Consider the following 18,655-nt stretch of genomic DNA (forward strand, 5'->3'; position numbering starts at 1 on the left):
GCGTTGATCTTGGCCCGTATCGACGGTGATTCCAGCCTTCACTGGGATTGACGTCCAAGGCATCGGAATGCGCAGGGCTCGTGCAGCGCGCGAAGGCAATCGGACCGGTCAAAGAGCGGGCGCGCCATGCGGCCGGGGCGGATCATGGCGGGGCGGTGCCGTGTAGGAAAGCGCCTTCCGCGCCGCTCTTCGCAAACGCGGCGAAAACTGCTAGGCGGCGCGCCATGCTCAATCTGAACGGTATCACGGTGCGCCTGGGCGGGCGGACGATCCTCGACAATGCCAGCGCGGCGCTGCCACCGGGCAGCCGGGTCGGGCTGATCGGGCGCAATGGCGCGGGCAAGTCGACGCTGGTGCGGGTGATCGCGGGACAGCTCGAACCCGACAACGGCGTGGCGGAAATGCCGCGCGGGTCGCGGCTAGGCTATGTCGCGCAGGAAGCGCCCGCCGGACAGGCGACGCCGTTCGAAACCGTGCTGGAAGCCGATGTCGAGCGTGCGAAGCTGATGCACGATGCCGAGACGGTGACCGATCCCGACCGGCTGGGGGATATTCACGAACGGTTGCTGGCGATCGACGCGTACGGCGCGCCGGCGCGGGCAGCGCGGATTCTGGTCGGGCTTGGCTTCGACGAGGAAATGCAGGGCCGGCCGCTGGAGAGCTATTCGGGTGGCTGGCGGATGCGCGTGGCGCTGGCGGCGTTGCTGTTCAGCCAACCCGATGTGCTGCTGCTCGACGAACCGTCGAACCACCTCGACCTCGAAGCGGTGATGTGGCTGGAGGATTTCCTAAAAGGCTACAAGGCGACGATCGTCGTCGTCAGCCACGAACGCGATTTCCTGAACAACGTAGTCGACCATATCCTGCACCTGCACCAGGGCAAGATTACGCTCTATCCGGGCGGCTATGACGCGTTCGAGAAGCAGCGCGCCGAACGACTGGCGCAGCTGGAGGCGGCGCGCGTCAACCAGGCGGCGCAGCGGGCCAAGCTGCAGGAATATGTCGCCAAGAACTCGGCGCGAGCCTCGACCGCGAAGCAGGCGCAGTCGCGGCTGAAGATCCTCGCCAAGATGAAGCCGATCGCGGCGATGGCGGAGGACCCCAGCCTGTCGTTCGACTTTCCCGATCCCGACGAGCTGCGCCCGCCGCTCATCACGCTCGACATGGCGAGCGTCGGGTATAACGATACGCCGATCCTCAAGCGGCTGAACCTGCGCATCGATCCCGAGGATCGCATCGCGCTGTTGGGCCGCAACGGCAACGGCAAGACGACGCTGGCGCGGCTGCTGGCGGCGCAGTTGGCGCCAATGGACGGCGATATGAACGCCGCGGGCAAGATGAAGGTTGGCTATTTCACCCAGTATCAGGTCGAGGAACTGAGCACCGACGACACCCCGCTGGAGCATATGACGCGCCAGATGAAGGGCGCGTCGCCCGCTGCTGTCCGGGCGCAGCTGGGGCGGTTCGGTTTTTCGGGCGACAAGGCGATCACGCTGGTCGGCAAACTGTCGGGTGGCGAGCGGGCGCGCCTCGCGCTGGCGCTGATCACCCGCGATGCGCCGCACATGCTGATCCTCGACGAACCGACCAACCACCTGGACGTCGATGCGCGTGAGGCGCTGGTGCAGGCGCTCAACGCCTATACCGGCTGCGTGCTGCTGGTCAGCCACGACCGCCACATGCTGGAGGCGACCGCCGACCGCCTGGTGCTGGTCGATGAGGGGACCGCGAAGGAGTTCGACGGGACGATCGACGATTATATCGCGCTGATCCTCGGCAATTCGGCGAAGGAAAAGGCGGCCAAGGCCAACAAGAAGAACGACCGCAAGGCCGCCGCCGAAGCGCGCGAAAAGGCGCAGGTGCTGAAGAAGGGCGCGCAGGCGATCGAACGCGATCTGGCGCGGCTGACCGAACAGCGCGATGCGCTGGACGCGGCGATGGCGGGGAACGCGATCCCGGCACTGGCGAAGCTGACCATGGCGCAGCTGATGAAGCGCCGCGCGAGCCTCGATACCGAGATCGAGGTGGCGGAGACGAAGTGGATGGAGGCGAACGAAGCGTTGGAGGCTTTGGCGGCGTAGTTGCTGTTGGTGTAACCTATATGGCGGCGAGGGGCTTATGCGTAAGCGGACGATGTGCGCTTCTCTGGCGCCACTGTTCCTGATCCTGACGACAGCATGTGGGGAAGTCGGTCGGGACGCAGGCTCCAATGGAGGCTCCGATGCAGGCTGGGAATACCGGCCGGAGCACCACGGGTACTCGACTCGTCTAGACTATCGGTGGGGTGATCAAGAGCAGACTGTTTTCTCTGCCTCTTGCCGAGGCGCTCCGAGCTACGCACTTGTCTCAGGCGGTTATTCGATGGCCGCGCGAGAATTCACCCTTACCGTGGACGATCGGGTCTGGTCTCTGCCAACCTCTGGGGATGCGCTCGAAGTAGACCGCTACGCGCCGGCCTCGGTGATCAGCGCCGCCGAGCACCGTATCGTCTTTGCGGTGGGAGAATGGCGGCGCGAATTGCGCCCCGCACCCATCTTGAAGACATTCGTGCAAGACTGCGCCCGACGATCGCTGCCGGGGAACCGGGGCGTCAGACGCGCTTCGTAGACCGGTCCGCCGGACCTTTCTGAGATACATTCGGACAAAGGTCATTTGCACGACAGGCGACACCGCCGCCACCACCCGCTAAGACACCCCCAATGTCCGACTCCTTCCTCGCCCTCGACATCCCCGAACAGCCTGCCGCCGCGCAGCCCTACCGCGTGCTGGCGCGCAAATATCGGCCGCAGACGTTCAGCCAGCTGATCGGGCAGGATGCGATGGTCACGACGCTGGGCAATGCGATCAAGCGCGGGCGGCTGGCGCACGCCTTCCTGCTGACCGGCGTGCGCGGGGTCGGCAAAACGTCGACCGCGCGGCTGATCGCCAAGGCGCTGAACTGTATCGGGCCGGACGGACAGGGCGGGCCGACGATCGATCCGTGCGGGGTGTGCGAGCCGTGCCGGGCGATTGCCGAGGGGCGGCATATCGACGTGATCGAGATCGACGCCGCGTCGAACAACGGCGTCGACAGCGTGCGCGAAATGACCGAGGCGGTGCGCTATGCCGCGGTGTCGGCGCGCTTCAAGATCTACATCATCGACGAAGTGCACATGATGTCGACGCCAGCGTTCAATGCGCTGCTGAAGACGCTGGAAGAGCCGCCCGCGCACGTCAAGTTCCTGCTGGCGACGACCGAGGTGCACAAGGTGCCGGTGACGGTGTTGTCGCGCTGCCAGCGGTTCGATCTGCGGCGGATTCCGGCCGATCTGCTTAGCCAGCATTTCGCGCATGTCGTGGAAGCCGAGGGGGTCGAGGCCGAGCCGGAGGCGCTGCAACTGATCGCGCGCGCGGCCGAAGGGTCGGCGCGCGACGGGTTGTCGATCCTCGACCAGGCGATCGCGCATGGCGGGCTGGACGGCGAAGGCGTGCGCGCCGATGCGGTGCGGCAGATGCTGGGCCTGTCGGATCGCGGGGCGATCCGCACGCTGTTCGACCTGTTGCTGAAGGCCGATGCGCCGGGGGCGCTCAAGGCGCTGCGCGCGCAATATGATCTGGGCGTCGATCCGGCGTCGGTGCTGCGGACGCTGCTGGAAACGGTGCATGCGGTGACGATCGTCAAGGTCGGCGGCGACCGCGGTCCGGGCCAGTCGGCGGAGGAGCGCGACGCGTTCGATGCGTGGAGCGCGCTGTCGTTTCCGATGCTGCACCGGTTGTGGCAGTTGCTGCTGAAGGGCCATGAGGAAGTGTCGCGCGCGGCGCTGCCGATCGAGGCGTGCGAAATGGCGTTGCTGCGGATCGTCCATGCATCGTCGCTGCCCGATCCGGGGACGCTGGCGAAGCAGCTGGCCGCCGGGCAGGTGCCGGCGATCGGGGCGCCTGCCGCTCCGGCACCTGCGCCGGCCGCCGAACCGGTGGCGGTGGCCGATCCGCTGCCCGAGACGGCCGAGCAGATTGCGGCGTTGCTGTCGAAGCATGGGCGCCATTCGCTGGAGGCGCAGTTTCGCAATTGCGCGCGGCTGATCCGGCTGGAGCCGCAGCTGGTCGAGCTGGGCGGGGCGCGGCCCTTGCCCACCGACTTTACCCGTGATCTGGAAAATGCGCTGAAGGGGATCACCGGCAGCCATTGGCGCGTTCTGATCGGCGAGGGTGCGGGGGAACCGACCTTGCGCGAACAGGAAACGGCCAAGGCGGAATCGGAACGCGAACAGGTTCTCAAGTCGCCGCTGGTACAGGCGGCACTGGCGGCGTTTCCGGACGCCACCCTCGATCATTGGCAACGCAGCGACGGGAGTATCGCGCGATGAAGAATCTCGACGACATCATGGCCATGGCGCAGAACGTGCAGAACGAACTGACCAAGGCGCAGGCGAACCTCGACACGATCGAGGTGGACGGACAATCGGGCGGCGGGCTGGTGAAGGTCCGCGCGTCGGCCAAGGGGCGCATCCTGGGCGTCGATATCGACGATTCGCTGCTCCAGCCGGGCGAGAAGCAGATGCTGGAAGACCTGATCGTCGCGGCGTTCAACGATGCGCGGGCGAAGGCGGATGCGGCGAGCTCGACCGAAATGTCGAAGCTGACCAACGGCCTGCCGCTGCCGCCGGGGTTCAAGCTGCCATTCTGAGCGGTTCGGTACGCTGCTGGAACAAGCGGCTGGCGTGACGGTTCTTGGGCACATCAACCTGACAGGGAGAGGATGCCATGGACCGCGACCGGATCGAAACGAACCCCAATGGCGCACCGCAGACGGTCATCGTCGAACGGCGCGGATCGGGCGGCGGGCTGTTGATTGGCCTCGCCATCCTGCTCGCGGTGATCGTCGGCGCCTATTTCTTGCTGAACAACGCGAACAACGACAATGCCCGGACCGGCGCGGTGACGTCGGCGGCTAAGAGCGTTGGCGCTGCGGCGGACAAGGCAGGCGACGCGGTGGATCGGGCGACCAAGTAAGGTCGGTGCGGCATCCATGTGCCACGAACGTCACTTCAGCCTTCGCTGGGGTGACGTCTTTTGTTGCGCGGTGCCGTCGGCCAATTCGTCATGCCGGCGCAGGCCGGGATCCATGGATACGGGGCGGTTCGATGGAGCCGCCGGCGTTTCGTGACCATGGATCCCGGCCTTCGCCGGGATGACGGGGGGGCGGTTATTTGAGGCAGCTGTCCAGCCGTTCGCGCTGCACGATGCCGATGCGGCGTTCGATTGTGCGGGCGTAGCGGCGGGTGAAGCCGGTCGGGGCGATGCCGGCGCGCTTTTTGGGCAGCGGTAGCACTGCGGCGATCTGGGCCGCTTCGCGTGCGCCCATCTTGTCGGCGCCGTGCTTGAAATAGCGGCGGGTGCCGGCCTCCACGCCGTAGGTGCCGATGCCGGTTTCGGCGACGTTCAAATAGACCTCCATGATCCGCCGCTTGCCCCACATCGCTTCGATCAGGACGGTGAAATAGGCTTCCATTGCCTTGCGGAAATAGCCGCCGCCCTGCCATAGAAAGACGTTCTTCGCGGTCTGCTGGCTGATGGTCGATCCGCCGCGGATGCGTCCGCCCTCGGCGTTGCGGCGGGCGGCGTTGGCGATGGCGAGATAGTCGAAGCCGTTATGCGCGCAGAAGCGGCTGTCTTCGCCGGCGATGACCGCGCGGGGCATGTCGGGGTCGATCTTCGACAGCGGGCGCCACGATTTGGTGACGCCGTGGCCGGTCGGCACGTCGCCCAGCATGGTGATGGTGATCGGCGGGGGGACGAACCGCAGGATCAGGACCCAGAGGACCGAGAGGATTACGAAGCCGAGGACGAGTTTGATGGCCCAGCCGGTAAGGCGGCGGCCCCAGTTGCTGTGGTTAGCGGTGGACTTTGGGCGGGATGCGGAGCGGGCGGGCATGGAAGCTCGCTAGCGGTAGCAAGCGGGGAAGGGCAAGGTGGCAACTGGCGTTGTTGCAGGAGCCGTGGGCGACATGGGTTATGGATCCCGGCCTTCGCCGGGATGACGAAGGGGCGGTGGGGATGACAGAGCGGGGCGGCGGGTTTGGCCCGCCACCCCGCTCAGCTTACACCGCTGCCAGCATCCGGCGGTCGCCGGCGAGGCGCATCATTGCCTTTTGCAGCTTTTCGAACGCGCGCACCTCGATCTGGCGGACACGTTCGCGGCTGACGCCGTAGACCTGACTCAGTTCCTCCAGCGTCTTGGGATCATCGGTCAGGCGGCGTTCGGTCAGGATGTGCTTCTCGCGGTCGTTCAGGTCGTCCATCGCCTCGACCAGCATGCCGTGGCGGACATCGGCCTCCTGCGCCTCGGCGACGACCGAATCCTGCAAGGGGCTGTCATCGGCCAGCCAGTCCTGCCACTGGCTCTCGCCATCCTCGCGCATCGGGACGTTGAGCGACGTGTCGCCGCCCATCGCCATGCGGCGGTTCATCGACGTCACCTCGTCCTCGGTCACGCCGAGGTCGGTCGCGATCTTGGCGAGGTGTTCGGGCGAGAGGTCGCCATCTTCGAACGCGTCGAGCTTCGACTTCATCCGGCGCAGGTTGAAGAACAGCTTCTTCTGCGCCGCCGTGGTGCCCATCTTCACGAGGGACCACGAGCGCAGGATGAATTCCTGGATAGAGGCGCGAATCCACCACATCGCGTAGGTCGCAAGGCGGAAGCCCCGGTCGGGTTCGAATTTCTTCACCCCCTGCATCAGCCCGATATTCCCTTCGGAAATCAGTTCGCTGACCGGCAGGCCATAGCCGCGATAGCCCATGGCGATCTTTGCGACGAGGCGCAGGTGCGAGGTGACGAGCTGGGCTGCCGCTTCCGGATCGCCATGTTCCTGAAACCGCTTGGCGAGCATATATTCCTGCTCGGGCGCGAGGATCGGGAACTTGCGGATCTCCGAGAGATAGCGGTTGAGGCTCGCCTCGCCGCCAAGCGCCGGGATCGTCGCCGGGACGTTGCTGCCAGTTGCCATCGCGTGAAACTCCCTTTGTCCTTGTAGCGACGCCGCAGTGCGGAATCGCCGAAACCTATACGTGAAGATGGTCCAACAGTTCCTGCATGTCTGCCGGAAGGTCACTATCGAACGACAAAGCGTTTTTTGTGACCGGATGGATGAACCCCAGATGGGCGGCGTGCAATGCCTGTCGGGCGAAATCGAGCGTTTCCAATTGCGCCTTCAATGCTGGTCGCCGTCCGGCATAGACCGGATCGCCCAGCAGCGGGTGGCCGATCGACGCCATGTGCACCCGCACCTGATGGGTACGCCCGGTTTCCAGCCGGCATTCTATCAGCGATGCGCCGTTCAGTTGCCGAAGTTTGCGAAAGTGGGTCACCGCATGTTTCGCGGTGGGGCTGTGGACGATCGCCATCTTCTTGCGATCGCTGGGGGATCGCGCCAGCGGGGCGTCGATCGTTCCCGCCGAAGTTAATACCCGGCCCGCCGCGATCGCGAGATAGCGCCGGTCGATGCTGTGATCCTTGAACTGCCGCGCCAGCCCTTCGTGCGTCACGTCGTTCTTGGCGACGACCAGCAGGCCCGACGTATCCTTGTCGATGCGGTGGACGATGCCCGGCCGCGCGACGCCGCCGATCCCCGACAGCTTGCCCGCGCAGTGGTGGAGCAGCGCGTTGACCAGCGTCCCGTCGAGATTGCCGGCGGCCGGGTGGACGACCAGACCGGCGGGCTTGTCGACGACGATCAGGTGGTCGTCCTCATAGGCGACGACCAGCGGAATATCCTGCGCGACAGTATCCAGCGGCACGGCAGCGGGCAGGGTGATGATGAAGACCTGTCCGGCGGTGACCTTCCGCTTGCCGTCCGCCACCGGGCCGTCGGTCCCGTGGACATGGCCGGCGGCCATCAGCGCCTTGATCCGTTCGCGCGACAGGTCGGCGACGACATCGGCCAATGCCTTGTCGATCCGTTGCCCGTGCGCCGCGTCGGTGATGCGCGCCTCGATCGTGGAAACCCCCCGGTCCATTGGGTAGGAGATGGCGATGGAACCGGAATTTTCAAGCGATCTGCTGGAGCGACTGTTACGGGACGCCAACGAAAGTCCGGTCGAGATATGCGGCATCCTGCGGGGAACGGGCGGGCACATCGCCGTGGCGGAACCGGCGGGAAATGTCGCGGCCGATCCGGCGCGGCATTTCGAAATCGACCCGGCGGCGCTGTTCGGTGCGCTGCGCGATGCCCGGCGGGGCGGGGCGGCGGTGCTCGGCTGGTATCATTCGCATCCCTCGGGCAGCGCCGACCCGTCGCCGACCGATGCGGCGCAGGCGGCGGCGGACGGGATGTTGTGGCTGATCGTGGGCGGCGGGACCGCGCGGCTGTGGCGGGCGGTCGCCAATGGCGCACGGTACGGCCGGTTCGATCCGGTCGCCTTCGCGGTATCCACCGGTGGCCACGTTGAAAAAAACTGCGAAGCGGTGCACATGGACGGGGCCGGGCGGACGATGACGTTCGCCAAAGCACAAGGGTCGTCGCATTGAACATCAGCCCAGCCGATTTCGCCAGCCTGCTGTGTTCGCGATTGTGCCATGACCTGCTCAGCCCTGTTGGCGCGCTCAACAATGGGTTGGAGTTGCTGGCCGACGAACATGATCCGGACATGCGCGCCCGCTGCCTCGAACTGCTGGCGGACAGCGCGCGGGCTTCGGCCAACAAGCTGAAATTCTTTCGCTTGGCGTTCGGTGCGTCGGGTGGCCTGGGTGATTCGATCGATACGCGCGAAGCCCGCGCCGCATTGGAGGGGCTGTTCGGCGACAACCACCGGGTGCAGCTCGGCTGGATGGTCGATGCGCCGTCGCTGCCCAAGCCCGCGGTGAAAGTGCTGCTGAACCTCGCGCTGATCGCGGGCGACGCGCTGGTGCGCGGCGGGCAGCTGGACATCGGAGCGGAGCGGACGGCGAACGGCATCGATATCGCGGTGCGGGCCGATGGTCTGCGTATCGTGCTGGACGCCGAATTGCGCGGCGCGTTGCTGGGCGATGCCGCAATGATGACGCCGCGCGCCGCCGCCGCCTGCCTGGCGCGTGAGCTGGTCGAACAGAGCGGCGGTACGTTGCAGGTGTCGCCGGTGGATTCGCCGGTGCTGCTGTTCGGGGCGTCGCTGGTCACGGGGTGACGTTCGGTGCGGTGGAGGGGAGAACGATCCCGTTCCCGCACTAACCACGTCTTAACCTGATCCCGCCCATGGTCGCGCCACAACCGGGCGGGGCCGCATGGACGATCTGTTACAGGAATTCATTGCGGAGACGCGCGAGACGCTGGAGGCGTTGTCGACGGAGGTCGTCGCGTGGGAGGCTGCGCCCGACGATCGCGCGCGGCTGGATGCCATTTTCCGCTTCGTCCATACGGTAAAGGGCAGCTGCGGCTTCCTCGACCTGCCGCGCCTGCTGCGCCTCAGCCATGCCGCCGAGGATACGCTGTGCGAGGTGCGCGACGGCAAGCGGCGGCCGGACCGGTTCCTGGTCGACGCCGTGCTGGCGATCATCGACCGGATCGGCGAACTGGTCGAGGCGATCGACGCCGGCCTGCCGCTGACCGACGAGGGCGAGGACGAGCTGATCGCCGCGCTGGCACCGGGCGCAAGCGTCGCGCAGGCGATGACCCCGCTGGCGGCGGCTGCGATCGCGCAGGGCCGCGCGCCGCTGCGCAGCGTCCGGCTGAACGTCGACCTGCTCGACCGGATGATGAGCGGCATGTCGGACATGGTGCTGGTCCGCAATGAATTGATCCGGCGGCTGCGCGACCTCGACCTCGATCCGGCGGTCGAAGGCGCGCTGGAGCGGCTGTCGGCGTCGGTCGCCGACATGCGCGACGCGGTGACGCGGACGCGGATGCAAAAGATCGAGACGCTGTTCTCCCCGCTGCCGCGCATCGTGCGCGACACGGCGGCGGCGGTGGGCAAGGCGGTGACGCTGAGCGTCGATGGCGCCGATGTCGAGCTGGACCGCGAGATGATCGAGGTGATGCGCGACCCGCTGGTCCACCTGGTCCGCAACGCGATCGACCATGGGATCGAGCCGCCGGCCGAGCGCCGCCGCGCGGGCAAGCGCGAGAGCGGGCGGCTGCACGTCGCCGCGCGGCAATCGGGCAACCAGATCGTCATCGAGATCATCGACGACGGGCGCGGCATCGATACCGAGCGGCTGATCGCGAAACTGGCGGGCAGCGGGCAGCGCAGCGAGGCGGAGCTGCGGCGGCTGACCGCGCGCCAGCAATGCGAGCTGGTGTTTGCGCCGGGGCTGTCGTCGCGCGACGTCGCGACCGAGATTTCGGGGCGGGGCGTCGGCATGGACGTGGTGCGCGCGGCGATCGACCAGATCGGTGGGCGGATCACGCTGGACAACAAGCCCGGCCGCGGGCTGCGCATCGCGGTGCAGGTGCCGCTGACGCTGTCGATCGTGTCGACCATCGTCGTGCGCGCGGGCGAGCATCGCTTCGCCATCTCGCGCCAGACGATCGGCGAGATCGTGCGGGCGCGGGGCGCAAACTTCCGCATCGACCAGCTGGGCGATATCCGCATCGCGCAGATTCGCGACCGGCGCCTGCCGGTGGTCGACCTGTGCGCGGTGCTGGGCGTCGAACCGCGTCCCGATGCGGCGGGCAAGATGATGGTGGTGGTCGGCATCGGCGCGGGCGACTTTGCGGTCGCGGTCGACGAGGTGCTGGATACCGAGGAACTGGTGGTGAAGCCCGCCGCGCCGGCAGTGATGGCGACGGGGCTGTTCGCCGGACAGACGCTGCCCGATACCGGACAGCCGATGCTGATGCTCGATTGCGCCGGGGTGGCGCATGCCGCCGGGCTGACCTTTGCCGATGCGATGGACCGCGAACTGGCGGCCGAGGCGGAGGCGGTCGAGGAACCGGGCATCGCCGCGCTGCTGTTCGACGACCTCGACGGGCGGCGGCGGGTGATCCCGCTGGCGGTGATCGACCGGATCGAGCGGATTCGCGCGGGCAGCCTGCAACGCAGCACCGGGCGCATCTGGCTGGCGATCGACGGGCGGGTGCTGCCGGTGGTGGCTACCGCGGACGATGCGGTCGACCGGGTGACGACGGTCCTGCGGCTGACCGACGGCATGGTCGAACTGGCCTATGCCATCGACGATGCGGTGGACATCGTGATGCTGCCCGAACTGGCGGCATCGGCGGCGGAATTCGGGCCGAGCGGGGGTATCGTGCTGCTGGAGGGCGAACAGGTCGAACAGGTCGATCCGCTGTGGCTGTTCCAGCGCCATGCCCATGCGGTCGCACCGGCGATGGGGAAAGCGGTCGCCGCACGGCCGACCTGCCTGCTGGCCGATGGCGGGACGGGATGGATGCGTACCTTCCTGCGGCCGATGCTGGAGCAGGCGGGCTACCGTGCGGTCGAGCGGCTGGCGGAGGACGAACGGCCCGCGCTGGTGCTGGCGCAGGCGGAGGATTCGTCGGCGGTGGTCCCCGGCGGGCGGACGCCGGTCGTCCGACTGCGCGCATCGGTCGCCGATACCGGCGATGGCAGCATCTATCGCTACGACCGCGAAGGCGTGTTGCAGGCGGTGCGACAGGCGGTGGGGAAGTGACGATGCAGCAGCTGTTCCTCCTTGCCCGTGTCGCCGGACAGGATGTCGCGATTCTGTCGGATCATGTCGAATCGGTGGTGGATATCACGGCGGTGTCGCCGGTGCCGCGCACGGCACGCGCGGTGTGCGGCCTTGCCGCGCTGCGCAGCCGGGTGGTGACGGTGATCGACACCGCGACCGCGATCGATCCGGCGCACCCCTCGTCCCCGCGCCGTCGGGCGGTGGTGACGCAGGTCGACGGCCATCATTACGCTCTGCTGGTCGACATGCTCGACGATGCCTATCGCTGCGAATTGCGGCCGCTGACGTCGGGCCTGATGCCCGGCGCGGCATGGGCGGCGGTCGTCGCCGGGGTGATCGACCACGACGATCGCGCGGTCCTCGTCCTCGACCTGTCCGCCGTCGTCGCGCGGACGGCCGGCGGCGAACGCGTCGCTGCCTGATCCCTTTAACGGCCTGCTTACGAACTGCCGCTAGGCTGGCCTGGTATACAGTAGGATGTCGTCATGAAGAACTGTCTGGTCGTCGATGATTCGAAGGTGATCCGCAAGGTCGCCCGGCACATCCTGGAAACGTTGCAGTTCGAGGTCCGCGAAGCGGGCGACGGGCGCGAGGCGCTGGACCGTTGCGCTGAACAGCAGCCCGATGTCATCCTGCTCGACTGGAACATGCCGGTGATGAGCGGCATGGATTTCCTGCGCGCGCTGCGCGAAAGCGACGGCGGGCAGCACCCCAAGGTGGTGTTCTGCACCACCGAGAACGGCATGGCCTATATCCGCGCCGCGATCGAGGCCGGGGCCGACGAATATGTGATGAAGCCGTTCGATCGCGAGACGCTGGAGAGCAAGCTCCAGATCGTCGGCGTCGCGTAACGACGACGGACGTGGTCGCGGCCTGTCCCAAACCGGCGGCGTCCGTATCCGGGGCGCTGCGCGTCTTGATCGTCGATGATTCGGCGGTCACGCGCTGCGTCATCGCCCGGATCGTCGATGCGATCCCCACCTATGAAGTGATCGCGGCGGTCGGCAGCATCGCGCAGGCGCTGGCCGTGCTGGGCGACCGGCCGGTCGACCTGATCCTGCTCGACATCAACCTGCCGGGGACCGATGGGCTGACCGGGTTGCCGGCACTCACCGCGCTTGCCCCCGATGCGCGGGTCATCGTCCTGTCGGGCAGTTGCACCGCCGGATCGCCGACGGCGCTGCATGCGATGGCGCTGGGCGCGGCGGCGACGCTTGCCAAGCCCGAATCGTCGCCGCTGGCCGGCAATTTCGCCCATCGGCTGACTGCGCTGGTCGCCGATGTGATGGCGACGACACCACGATCGGCGGTCGCCTCGGCGGCGCGGGGCGATGTGTTCGACATCATCGCCATCGGCGCCTCGACCGGCGGCATCCACGCGATGGCCCCGCTGCTGCGCGCGCTGCCCGACGACCTCGACGTGCCGATCCTGATTACCCAGCATCTGCCGGGATCGTTCACCGGCTATTTCGCGCAGCAGTTGGCGACGCTGGCCCGGCGGCCGGTCGACGTGGCGCGCGACAGCCTGCGCATCCAGCGCGGACGGATGATCCTGGCGCCGGGCGACGCGCATATCCGCGTCGTATCGACAACCGACGGGGCGGCGACCCGGCTCGACCGCGCGCCTGCGATCAGCGGCTGCATGCCCTCCGTCGACCCCATGTTCGAATCGGTGGCCGAGGTATTCGGGCAGCGCGCGCTGGGTGTCGTCCTGTCGGGCATGGGCCGCGACGGATGCCGCGGTGCCGAACGCATTCGCGCGGCCGGCGGCGTGGTCGCGGTGCAGGACCAGAACAGCTCCGTCGTCTGGGGCATGCCCGGCGCCATCGCCGAAAGCGGCCTCGCCTCCACCATCGGTACCCCCGACCAGCTGGGCGCGTTCATCGCCCGCAGAAAGCGTTCCGCATGACGATGCCGCAGGCCGCACCCCCGATGAGCCACGCCGCGCACAAGATCGTCAGCCTGCTGGAACAGCGTACCGGGCAACAGCTCGACGCCGGGCGGGCATGGTGGATCGACAGCGCGTTGCAGCCGATGCTGCGCGAACGCGGCCTTGCCTCGCTGGACGAACTGGTCGCGCGGATCGCGGCGGGCGGGCGCTGCGAAGCGGGGCTGGCCGACCTGGTGGTTGATGCGCTGCTGAACCAGGAAACGTCGTTTTTCCGCGATTCGTCGGTGCTCGACCAGTTGATCGGCGCGGCGCGCGACATGGCGGGCGACACACAACGCCGGCTGCGCGTCTGGTCGGCGGCGTGTTCGACCGGGCAGGAGCCGCTGTCGCTGGCGATGCTGTTCGCCGAGGCGCAGGAGCAGGGCGGGATGGCGCTTCCCGAAATCCGCGCGACCGATATCTCCGCGCGCGCGCTGCTGCGGGCGCGGTCGGGCCGCTATACCCAGTTCGAAATCCAGCGCGGCCTGTCGATCCGGCGGATGATGCGCTGGTTCGAACTGCGCGACGAGCTGTGGGAGGCGAGGCCGGAACTGCGGCTGCGCCTGCTCTATAGCCAGCAGAACCTGATGTCCGACCCGATGCCGGCCGGAAAGTTCGATATCGTGCTGTGCCGCAACGTGCTGATGTACCTGTCGCCGGCGGCGCGGCGGGCGGTGCTGGAACGGATCGCAGGCGTGCTGCGCCCCGGCGGGCTGCTGGTGCTGGGGGCGGGCGAAACGGTGATCGGGCATAGCGACGCGCTGGTCCCGTCCGAACGCTATCGCGGCATGTACCGGCTCGCCGCACACTGAAAGGTTTTTTGGAAATGCGCTGAAGACGCATTTCTACGGTGCCGGCCCGCTCCCCCTCCCGACCACCCACAATGTATCTTGATGGGTGGCCGGGAGGGGGAGCGGGCCGGCACCGCCTGAAATTGGCGCTCTCGCCAATTTCCAAACCGACTCCGAGCCCTGCCCGGCAGGCTTGCCTTTCCCCGCGTCCCGCCGCAAGCGAGTGGCAGGATGGGCGAGGGGAGGGCCGGGATGGACATGATCGATACGCCGTCGCCGAACTTCGGCGAACGCAGCCTGCCGATCACCATGATCGTCCTGCACTATACCGGCATGACCGACGCGGCGTCGGCGATCGCGCGGCTGACCGATCCGGCGGCGCAGGTGTCGGCGCATTACCTGATCGACGAGGACGGCACGATCTACCGCATGGTCGCGGAGGACAAGCGCGCGTGGCACGCCGGCCGGGCGCACTGGCGCGGGATCACCGACGTCAACAGCGCGTCGATCGGCATCGAACTGGTCAATCCGGGGCATGAATGGGGCTATCGTGCCTTTCCCGATGCGCAGGTCGACGCGCTGATCCCGCTGGTGCACCAGATCAAGGACCGGCACGCGATCACGCGCGGCAATGTCGTCGGCCATTCGGATATCGCGCCGCTGCGCAAGCAGGACCCGGGCGAGCTGTTCCCGTGGAACCGGCTGGCGCGGTTGCGGCTGGCGCTGCCCCGCCCGACCTGCAACCTGATGGACCCCGGCTGGAGCGATGCCGGGTTCCTGCTGGCGCTCGAACGTTTCGGCTATGACGTGGCCGATGCGACCGCCGCGGTCACCGCGTTCCAGCGGCGGTTCCGGCCGGAAATGGTCGACGGGATCATCGATGGCGAATGCCGCATGCTCCTGCTCGCGCTGTTGCTGCCAAAGCCGCAAGGCGACGATTGAACCGACGCGCCCGGTCGGCTAGGGGCGTTCGGGTCAGAGGGTCGGGCGGCCGCGTCACGCGTCATGCGTGCCGAGGAAAGTCCGGGCTCCACGGAAACAACGGTGCCGGGTAACGCCCGGCGGGCTTCGCAGGCTTCGGCATGCGGGGTTCAGGGACAGTGCCACAGAGAGCAGACGGCCTTTGGCTTCGGCCGGGTTACGGTGAAAGGGTGCGGTAAGAGCGCACCGCGCGGCCGGTAACGGCAGCGGCATGGCAAACCCCACCGGGAGCAAGACCGAATAGGGGCGGCATGGAGTGCGCAAGTGCTCCGGGGCATGTTCCGGCCCGCTGCCCGGGTTGGTTGCTAGAGATGGCGCGCAAGCGTCGTCCAAGAGGAATGGTCGCCTATCCCGTTTCGGCGGGTGGACAGAACCCGGCTTACAGACCCTCTGACATTCGCACGCGACAATGGGTTGCGTGGGTGACACGGCGGCTTATCTCGACAGCAATGGCACGACACACGCGATCGAACGACTGGGGCTTTCCCCGCTGGCGCGGCTATAGCGAGGGCCGGGAGGCGCAGACGGTGAAGCTGTGCGACCGGCACGGCTGTACCGAACCCGGCAAATGCCCGGCGCCCAAATCGCCCAACAGCCCCGACCGCTGGTATTTCTGCGAAGCGCATGCGGCGGAGTACAACAAGGGCTGGAACTACTTCGAGGGGCTGAACGAGGAAGAGGCCAAGGCACGCGAGGCCGAGGAACGCCGCACCGCCAATGGCTATGCCGCGTCCGCCTCGAACGCCTGGGCAGGATCGGGCGACGGCACCCGCTCGCGCGACGAGATGCGCGCGCTCGAGGTGCTGGAATGCGATCCCGATGCCGATTTCGACACGATCCGCCTCGCGTGGCGCAAGCTCGCCAAGGTGTTCCACCCCGATGTCCGGCCCGGCGATGCCGAGGCGGCGAAGAAATTCCACGCGATCCAGGCGGCCTATGACGTGCTGCGCGTCGCGGAAGAACGCCGGGCCTGGAAACCGGCGTGAGGACTGGCGTCCGGTCCCGCTGGGACAAGGCGGTGCTGGTCTGCGCCAAGTGTTCGAAGAAGCTGGACGGCGGGTTCGGTGATGCAGGCAAGCCGCTGGCCAAGGCGCTGCGCCGGCATTTGAAGCTGAAGAACGGTCCCAAATCGCGTGCGGGCGTGGTCGAGGTGAAGTGCCTCGACGTGTGTCCCAAGGGCGCGGTGGTGGTGGTCGACAGCGCGCGGCCGAACGACTGGCTGCTGGTGCGACCGGGCGACGATCTGGACGCGGTGGCCGGGCGGCTGGGGCTGGATTAGCCGCCGATCGTGATCCGCCAGATATCGGGCGGCGTGCCGAATCGGCTCGGCAGTTCGCTGGTGCCCAGTCCCGCGCCGACGACCAGCACCCGCCCCTTTTCCCGAACCACGCCGCAGCCATAGCGCGCGCCGTAATTGGAACCATAGGTCAGCGCGCCGAGGATCGGCAGCCGGACCTGCCCGCAATGGGTATGCCCCGCGAGCATCAGGGCGACCTTGCCCGACAGCTTCTTGAACGGATCGGGATTGTGGCTGAGCACGATCGGGAACCCGCCGATCCGCTGCAGCGCGGCGAGTGTCGCGGGCAGATCGGCATGGTCGGTGGTCGCATCGTCCAGCCCGCCGATCGCCAGCGGCCCCGCACGCACCGCATCGTTGGCAAGCGGTTCGACCCCCGCCGCGCGCAGCGAATGCCGCATCTCGGCCGCGCCGCGTTCGTGATCGTGGTTGCCCAGTACCGCAAAGGTGCCCAGCCGGGGGCGGAGCGCAGCGAAGGGCGCGATCGCCACCTGCGCGGGATAGGTGCGCGTCGACGCCGCCTTGTCGCTCACATAATCGCCCGCCAGCAAGACGACATCGGGCTTCAGCATATTCACCTGCGCCACGATCCGCGCCAGCCGTTCGGGCGGCATGTCGGGGCCGGCGACGTGGCTGTCGGTCAGGAGCACGACCGAGGTCGGCGCGATCGGCGCGGGGAGGTGCAGGTCGCGCACGATCGGGTCGGCCAGCGCGTTGCGATATCCTGCCGCAGCGGTCGCGACGCCGAACACGGCCGTCGCCGCCGCGATCCAGCCGATCCGGCGCTTCACGCCAGCCGTGCCGCCGTTTCCCGGATCAGCGCGATCATGTTGGGAATACCCTGCGTCCGGTTGGAGCTGAGCTGGTTGCGCAGGTCGAACGGGGCCAGCGTCTCGGCGATGTCGGTGTCGAGGATCGTCTTTGCCGGCTGATCCTGTACGGTCGCCAGCACCAGCGCGATAATCCCCTTGGTAATCGCGGCGTTGCTGTCCGCCAGGAAGTGGAGCGTGCCATCCTCGCGGGGCTGGGGATAGACCCAGACCGATGCCGAACAGCCGCGGACCAGCGTCGCATCGGTTTTCAGCGGATCGGGCATCGGCTCCAGCTGGCGCCCCAGGTCGATCAGGAGCCGGTAACGGTCGTCGCCGTCGAGGAAGTCATATTCTTCGCGGATGTCGTCGATGCTCTGCATGACGCCGCTATAGGCGTTTGGCCTTACAGTTCCACCCCGGCGGCGATCGCTTCGAGCTTACGGATGCGTTCCTTCAGGTCGGCGATCTCGATCCGGGTGCCGGCATTGGGGGTCGGCTGCTGGGTCACGTGGTGATCGCCCAGCCGCTGCTGCTGGAGCGAGAGCCAGCCGCGCCATCCCGCCAGCGCCGTGACCGCAAGGATCGTGACGGCGGCCAGCGTGGTGATGGCAAGGGCGAGGGTAAGCGTGAGGTTCATCGGACGGTCCCTTCGCTTGGGGTCAGTTGAGAGGTTTGTCGCGCAGCCGCTCGATCTCGTCGGAGAGGTCGACGCCACGGTCGGTGATGATGCGTTCGAGGACGCGGACGCGCTGTTCCAGCCGTTCGGTCTGCGCGGCGTACTGCGCGGCCTTTTCGGCGGTTTCGGTACCGCGGACCTGCAATTCCCGCTCCTTCAGCTCCAGCCACGGCTGGAAGACCAGTTTGCTGAGGATCGCGACGATCGGGATCATCAGGGCAAGGGCGGGGATGAGAAAGGGGCTCATGACAGGTCCTTTCAGTTCGCGCGGCTGCGCAGTTGCTCGATCTCGCGGTCGAGGCTGTGGGCGCCGTCGGTCACGATCCGTTCGACATTGGCCAGCCGGTCCTTGATCGATCCCAGCTCGGCCTTCAGCTGGCCGTTTTCCTGGCTCAGCAGCTTGACCCGTTCGACCGTCTCGTCGTTGGCGACCGGGTAGACGTTCTGGCCCCAGCTGCCCTGCAGCGGATAGCCGTTCTTGACGCGCAGCCAAGTGGTGACCACCCACGCCACCATGATGGCAAGGCCGAGCAGGACGATCATCGGAACGAGGTCGGGATTGT

General features: G+C 67.4%; 22 protein-coding genes and 1 other RNA gene. 15 read left to right on the forward strand and 8 right to left on the reverse strand.

The window, feature by feature from the left end:
* Positions 1 to 224 precede the first annotated feature (224 nt).
* The 4 genes from ASE67_RS11715 (at position 225) to ASE67_RS11730 (ending at position 4,992) form a co-directional block, all read left to right on the forward strand.
* A complete protein-coding gene (locus ASE67_RS11715) occupies positions 225 to 2,081 on the forward strand; it encodes an ABC-F family ATP-binding cassette domain-containing protein (RefSeq protein WP_055761096.1) in 1,857 nt (618 codons plus the stop codon).
* A gap of 618 nt (positions 2,082 to 2,699) precedes the next feature.
* Positions 2,700 to 4,346, forward strand: coding sequence for a DNA polymerase III subunit gamma/tau (locus ASE67_RS11720; protein WP_055761098.1), 1,647 nt, complete (start codon positions 2,700 to 2,702; stop codon positions 4,344 to 4,346).
* Positions 4,343 to 4,666 (forward strand): YbaB/EbfC family nucleoid-associated protein, encoded by a 324-nt coding sequence (locus ASE67_RS11725; protein ID WP_055761101.1) that lies wholly within the window; start codon positions 4,343 to 4,345, stop codon positions 4,664 to 4,666. The genes ASE67_RS11720 and ASE67_RS11725 overlap by 4 nt, the downstream gene beginning before the upstream one ends.
* Positions 4,667 to 4,743: 77 nt before the next feature.
* Positions 4,744 to 4,992, forward strand: coding sequence for a hypothetical protein (locus ASE67_RS11730; protein WP_055761104.1), 249 nt, complete (start codon positions 4,744 to 4,746; stop codon positions 4,990 to 4,992).
* 193 nt (positions 4,993 to 5,185) lie between these two features.
* Here the strand turns inward: ASE67_RS11730 and mtgA are convergent, their stop codons facing one another.
* The 3 genes from mtgA to ASE67_RS11745 form a co-directional block, all read right to left on the reverse strand.
* Positions 5,186 to 5,914 carry a monofunctional biosynthetic peptidoglycan transglycosylase gene (mtgA, locus tag ASE67_RS11735; RefSeq protein ID WP_055761106.1) on the reverse strand — a complete coding sequence of 243 codons (729 nt, stop codon included), beginning with the start codon at positions 5,912 to 5,914 and terminating at the stop codon, positions 5,186 to 5,188.
* A 166-nt stretch (positions 5,915 to 6,080) separates the two neighbouring features.
* The gene (rpoH, locus tag ASE67_RS11740) at positions 6,081 to 6,986 is read right to left on the reverse strand and encodes an RNA polymerase sigma factor RpoH (protein WP_055761109.1); all 906 of its coding nucleotides are present in this window, start codon (positions 6,984 to 6,986) and stop codon (positions 6,081 to 6,083) included.
* 55 nt (positions 6,987 to 7,041) lie between these two features.
* Positions 7,042 to 7,995 carry an RluA family pseudouridine synthase gene (locus ASE67_RS11745; protein ID WP_055761112.1) on the reverse strand — a complete coding sequence of 318 codons (954 nt, stop codon included), beginning with the start codon at positions 7,993 to 7,995 and terminating at the stop codon, positions 7,042 to 7,044.
* A gap of 16 nt (positions 7,996 to 8,011) precedes the next feature.
* Between ASE67_RS11745 and ASE67_RS11750 the strand changes: the two genes are divergently transcribed.
* From ASE67_RS11750 to ASE67_RS11795, 11 genes are all read left to right on the forward strand, one after another.
* Positions 8,012 to 8,506, forward strand: a complete 495-nt coding sequence (locus tag ASE67_RS11750) for a Mov34/MPN/PAD-1 family protein (RefSeq protein ID WP_082457109.1) — start codon at positions 8,012 to 8,014, stop codon at positions 8,504 to 8,506.
* Entirely contained in the window at positions 8,503 to 9,141 is a 639-nt protein-coding gene (locus ASE67_RS11755) for a histidine phosphotransferase family protein (protein ID WP_055761114.1), read from the forward strand. Before ASE67_RS11750 ends, ASE67_RS11755 begins: the two co-directional genes overlap by 4 nt.
* A gap of 97 nt (positions 9,142 to 9,238) precedes the next feature.
* Positions 9,239 to 11,584 carry a chemotaxis protein CheA gene (locus tag ASE67_RS11760; RefSeq protein WP_055761117.1) on the forward strand — a complete coding sequence of 782 codons (2,346 nt, stop codon included), beginning with the start codon at positions 9,239 to 9,241 and terminating at the stop codon, positions 11,582 to 11,584.
* A gap of 2 nt (positions 11,585 to 11,586) precedes the next feature.
* Positions 11,587 to 12,027 carry a chemotaxis protein CheW gene (locus tag ASE67_RS11765; protein WP_055761121.1) on the forward strand — a complete coding sequence of 147 codons (441 nt, stop codon included), beginning with the start codon at positions 11,587 to 11,589 and terminating at the stop codon, positions 12,025 to 12,027.
* A gap of 63 nt (positions 12,028 to 12,090) precedes the next feature.
* A complete protein-coding gene (locus ASE67_RS11770) occupies positions 12,091 to 12,456 on the forward strand; it encodes a response regulator (RefSeq protein WP_055761124.1) in 366 nt (121 codons plus the stop codon).
* Between the two features lie 65 nt (positions 12,457 to 12,521).
* Positions 12,522 to 13,514, forward strand: coding sequence for a chemotaxis protein CheB (locus ASE67_RS11775; RefSeq protein WP_235511881.1), 993 nt, complete (start codon positions 12,522 to 12,524; stop codon positions 13,512 to 13,514).
* Positions 13,511 to 14,347, forward strand: a complete 837-nt coding sequence (locus tag ASE67_RS11780) for a CheR family methyltransferase (RefSeq protein WP_235511882.1) — start codon at positions 13,511 to 13,513, stop codon at positions 14,345 to 14,347. The genes ASE67_RS11775 and ASE67_RS11780 overlap by 4 nt, the downstream gene beginning before the upstream one ends.
* Positions 14,348 to 14,578: 231 nt before the next feature.
* On the forward strand, positions 14,579 to 15,268 hold the full coding sequence (locus tag ASE67_RS11785; RefSeq protein ID WP_055761131.1) for an N-acetylmuramoyl-L-alanine amidase: 690 nt from the start codon (positions 14,579 to 14,581) through the stop codon (positions 15,266 to 15,268).
* A gap of 33 nt (positions 15,269 to 15,301) precedes the next feature.
* An RNA gene (gene rnpB, locus ASE67_RS12370) (RNase P RNA component class A) lies at positions 15,302 to 15,705 on the forward strand.
* A gap of 51 nt (positions 15,706 to 15,756) precedes the next feature.
* Complete coding sequence (locus tag ASE67_RS11790) at positions 15,757 to 16,293, forward strand: J domain-containing protein (protein ID WP_055761135.1); 537 nt, start codon at positions 15,757 to 15,759, stop codon at positions 16,291 to 16,293.
* Positions 16,290 to 16,586 (forward strand): (2Fe-2S) ferredoxin domain-containing protein, encoded by a 297-nt coding sequence (locus ASE67_RS11795; protein ID WP_200922211.1) that lies wholly within the window; start codon positions 16,290 to 16,292, stop codon positions 16,584 to 16,586. The genes ASE67_RS11790 and ASE67_RS11795 overlap by 4 nt, the downstream gene beginning before the upstream one ends.
* Here the strand turns inward: ASE67_RS11795 and ASE67_RS11800 are convergent.
* From ASE67_RS11800 to ASE67_RS11820, 5 genes are read right to left on the reverse strand one after another with little or no spacing between them, the layout of a single operon-like run.
* Entirely contained in the window at positions 16,583 to 17,395 is an 813-nt protein-coding gene (locus ASE67_RS11800; protein ID WP_235511883.1) for a metallophosphoesterase, read from the reverse strand. The two genes, ASE67_RS11795 and ASE67_RS11800, sit on opposite strands and share 4 nt — an antisense overlap.
* Entirely contained in the window at positions 17,392 to 17,796 is a 405-nt protein-coding gene (locus tag ASE67_RS11805; protein ID WP_055761141.1) for a SufE family protein, read from the reverse strand. The genes ASE67_RS11800 and ASE67_RS11805 overlap by 4 nt, the downstream gene beginning before the upstream one ends.
* 23 nt (positions 17,797 to 17,819) lie before the next feature.
* A complete protein-coding gene (locus ASE67_RS11810; protein ID WP_055761144.1) occupies positions 17,820 to 18,053 on the reverse strand; it encodes a hypothetical protein in 234 nt (77 codons plus the stop codon).
* Between the two features lie 22 nt (positions 18,054 to 18,075).
* Complete coding sequence (locus ASE67_RS11815; RefSeq protein WP_055761146.1) at positions 18,076 to 18,339, reverse strand: hypothetical protein; 264 nt, start codon at positions 18,337 to 18,339, stop codon at positions 18,076 to 18,078.
* Positions 18,340 to 18,350: 11 nt separating this feature from the next.
* The gene (locus tag ASE67_RS11820) at positions 18,351 to 18,635 is read right to left on the reverse strand and encodes a hypothetical protein (protein ID WP_443024636.1); all 285 of its coding nucleotides are present in this window, start codon (positions 18,633 to 18,635) and stop codon (positions 18,351 to 18,353) included.
* Positions 18,636 to 18,655: the final 20 nt, after the last annotated feature.

This window comes from Sphingomonas sp. Leaf23 (assembly GCF_001421585.1).
Lineage (GTDB): Bacteria > Pseudomonadota > Alphaproteobacteria > Sphingomonadales > Sphingomonadaceae > Sphingomonas.

Coding starts and splice junctions, on each gene's coding strand:
- ASE67_RS11715 (WP_055761096.1), top strand. CDS start 225: ATGCTCAATCTGAACGGTATCACGGTGCGCCTGGGCGGGCGGACGATC.
- ASE67_RS11720 (WP_055761098.1), top strand. CDS start 2,700: ATGTCCGACTCCTTCCTCGCCCTCGACATCCCCGAACAGCCTGCCGCC.
- ASE67_RS11725 (WP_055761101.1), top strand. CDS start 4,343: ATGAAGAATCTCGACGACATCATGGCCATGGCGCAGAACGTGCAGAAC.
- ASE67_RS11730 (WP_055761104.1), top strand. CDS start 4,744: ATGGACCGCGACCGGATCGAAACGAACCCCAATGGCGCACCGCAGACG.
- mtgA (WP_055761106.1), bottom strand. CDS start 5,914: ATGCCCGCCCGCTCCGCATCCCGCCCAAAGTCCACCGCTAACCACAGC.
- rpoH (WP_055761109.1), bottom strand. CDS start 6,986: ATGGCAACTGGCAGCAACGTCCCGGCGACGATCCCGGCGCTTGGCGGC.
- ASE67_RS11745 (WP_055761112.1), bottom strand. CDS start 7,995: ATGGACCGGGGGGTTTCCACGATCGAGGCGCGCATCACCGACGCGGCG.
- ASE67_RS11750 (WP_082457109.1), top strand. CDS start 8,012: ATGGAACCGGAATTTTCAAGCGATCTGCTGGAGCGACTGTTACGGGAC.
- ASE67_RS11760 (WP_055761117.1), top strand. CDS start 9,239: ATGGACGATCTGTTACAGGAATTCATTGCGGAGACGCGCGAGACGCTG.
- ASE67_RS11765 (WP_055761121.1), top strand. CDS start 11,587: ATGCAGCAGCTGTTCCTCCTTGCCCGTGTCGCCGGACAGGATGTCGCG.
- ASE67_RS11770 (WP_055761124.1), top strand. CDS start 12,091: ATGAAGAACTGTCTGGTCGTCGATGATTCGAAGGTGATCCGCAAGGTC.
- ASE67_RS11780 (WP_235511882.1), top strand. CDS start 13,511: ATGACGATGCCGCAGGCCGCACCCCCGATGAGCCACGCCGCGCACAAG.
- ASE67_RS11785 (WP_055761131.1), top strand. CDS start 14,579: ATGGACATGATCGATACGCCGTCGCCGAACTTCGGCGAACGCAGCCTG.
- ASE67_RS11790 (WP_055761135.1), top strand. CDS start 15,757: ATGGCACGACACACGCGATCGAACGACTGGGGCTTTCCCCGCTGGCGC.
- ASE67_RS11805 (WP_055761141.1), bottom strand. CDS start 17,796: ATGCAGAGCATCGACGACATCCGCGAAGAATATGACTTCCTCGACGGC.
- ASE67_RS11810 (WP_055761144.1), bottom strand. CDS start 18,053: ATGAACCTCACGCTTACCCTCGCCCTTGCCATCACCACGCTGGCCGCC.
- ASE67_RS11815 (WP_055761146.1), bottom strand. CDS start 18,339: ATGAGCCCCTTTCTCATCCCCGCCCTTGCCCTGATGATCCCGATCGTC.
- ASE67_RS11820 (WP_443024636.1), bottom strand. CDS start 18,635: ATGATCGTCCTGCTCGGCCTTGCCATCATGGTGGCGTGGGTGGTCACC.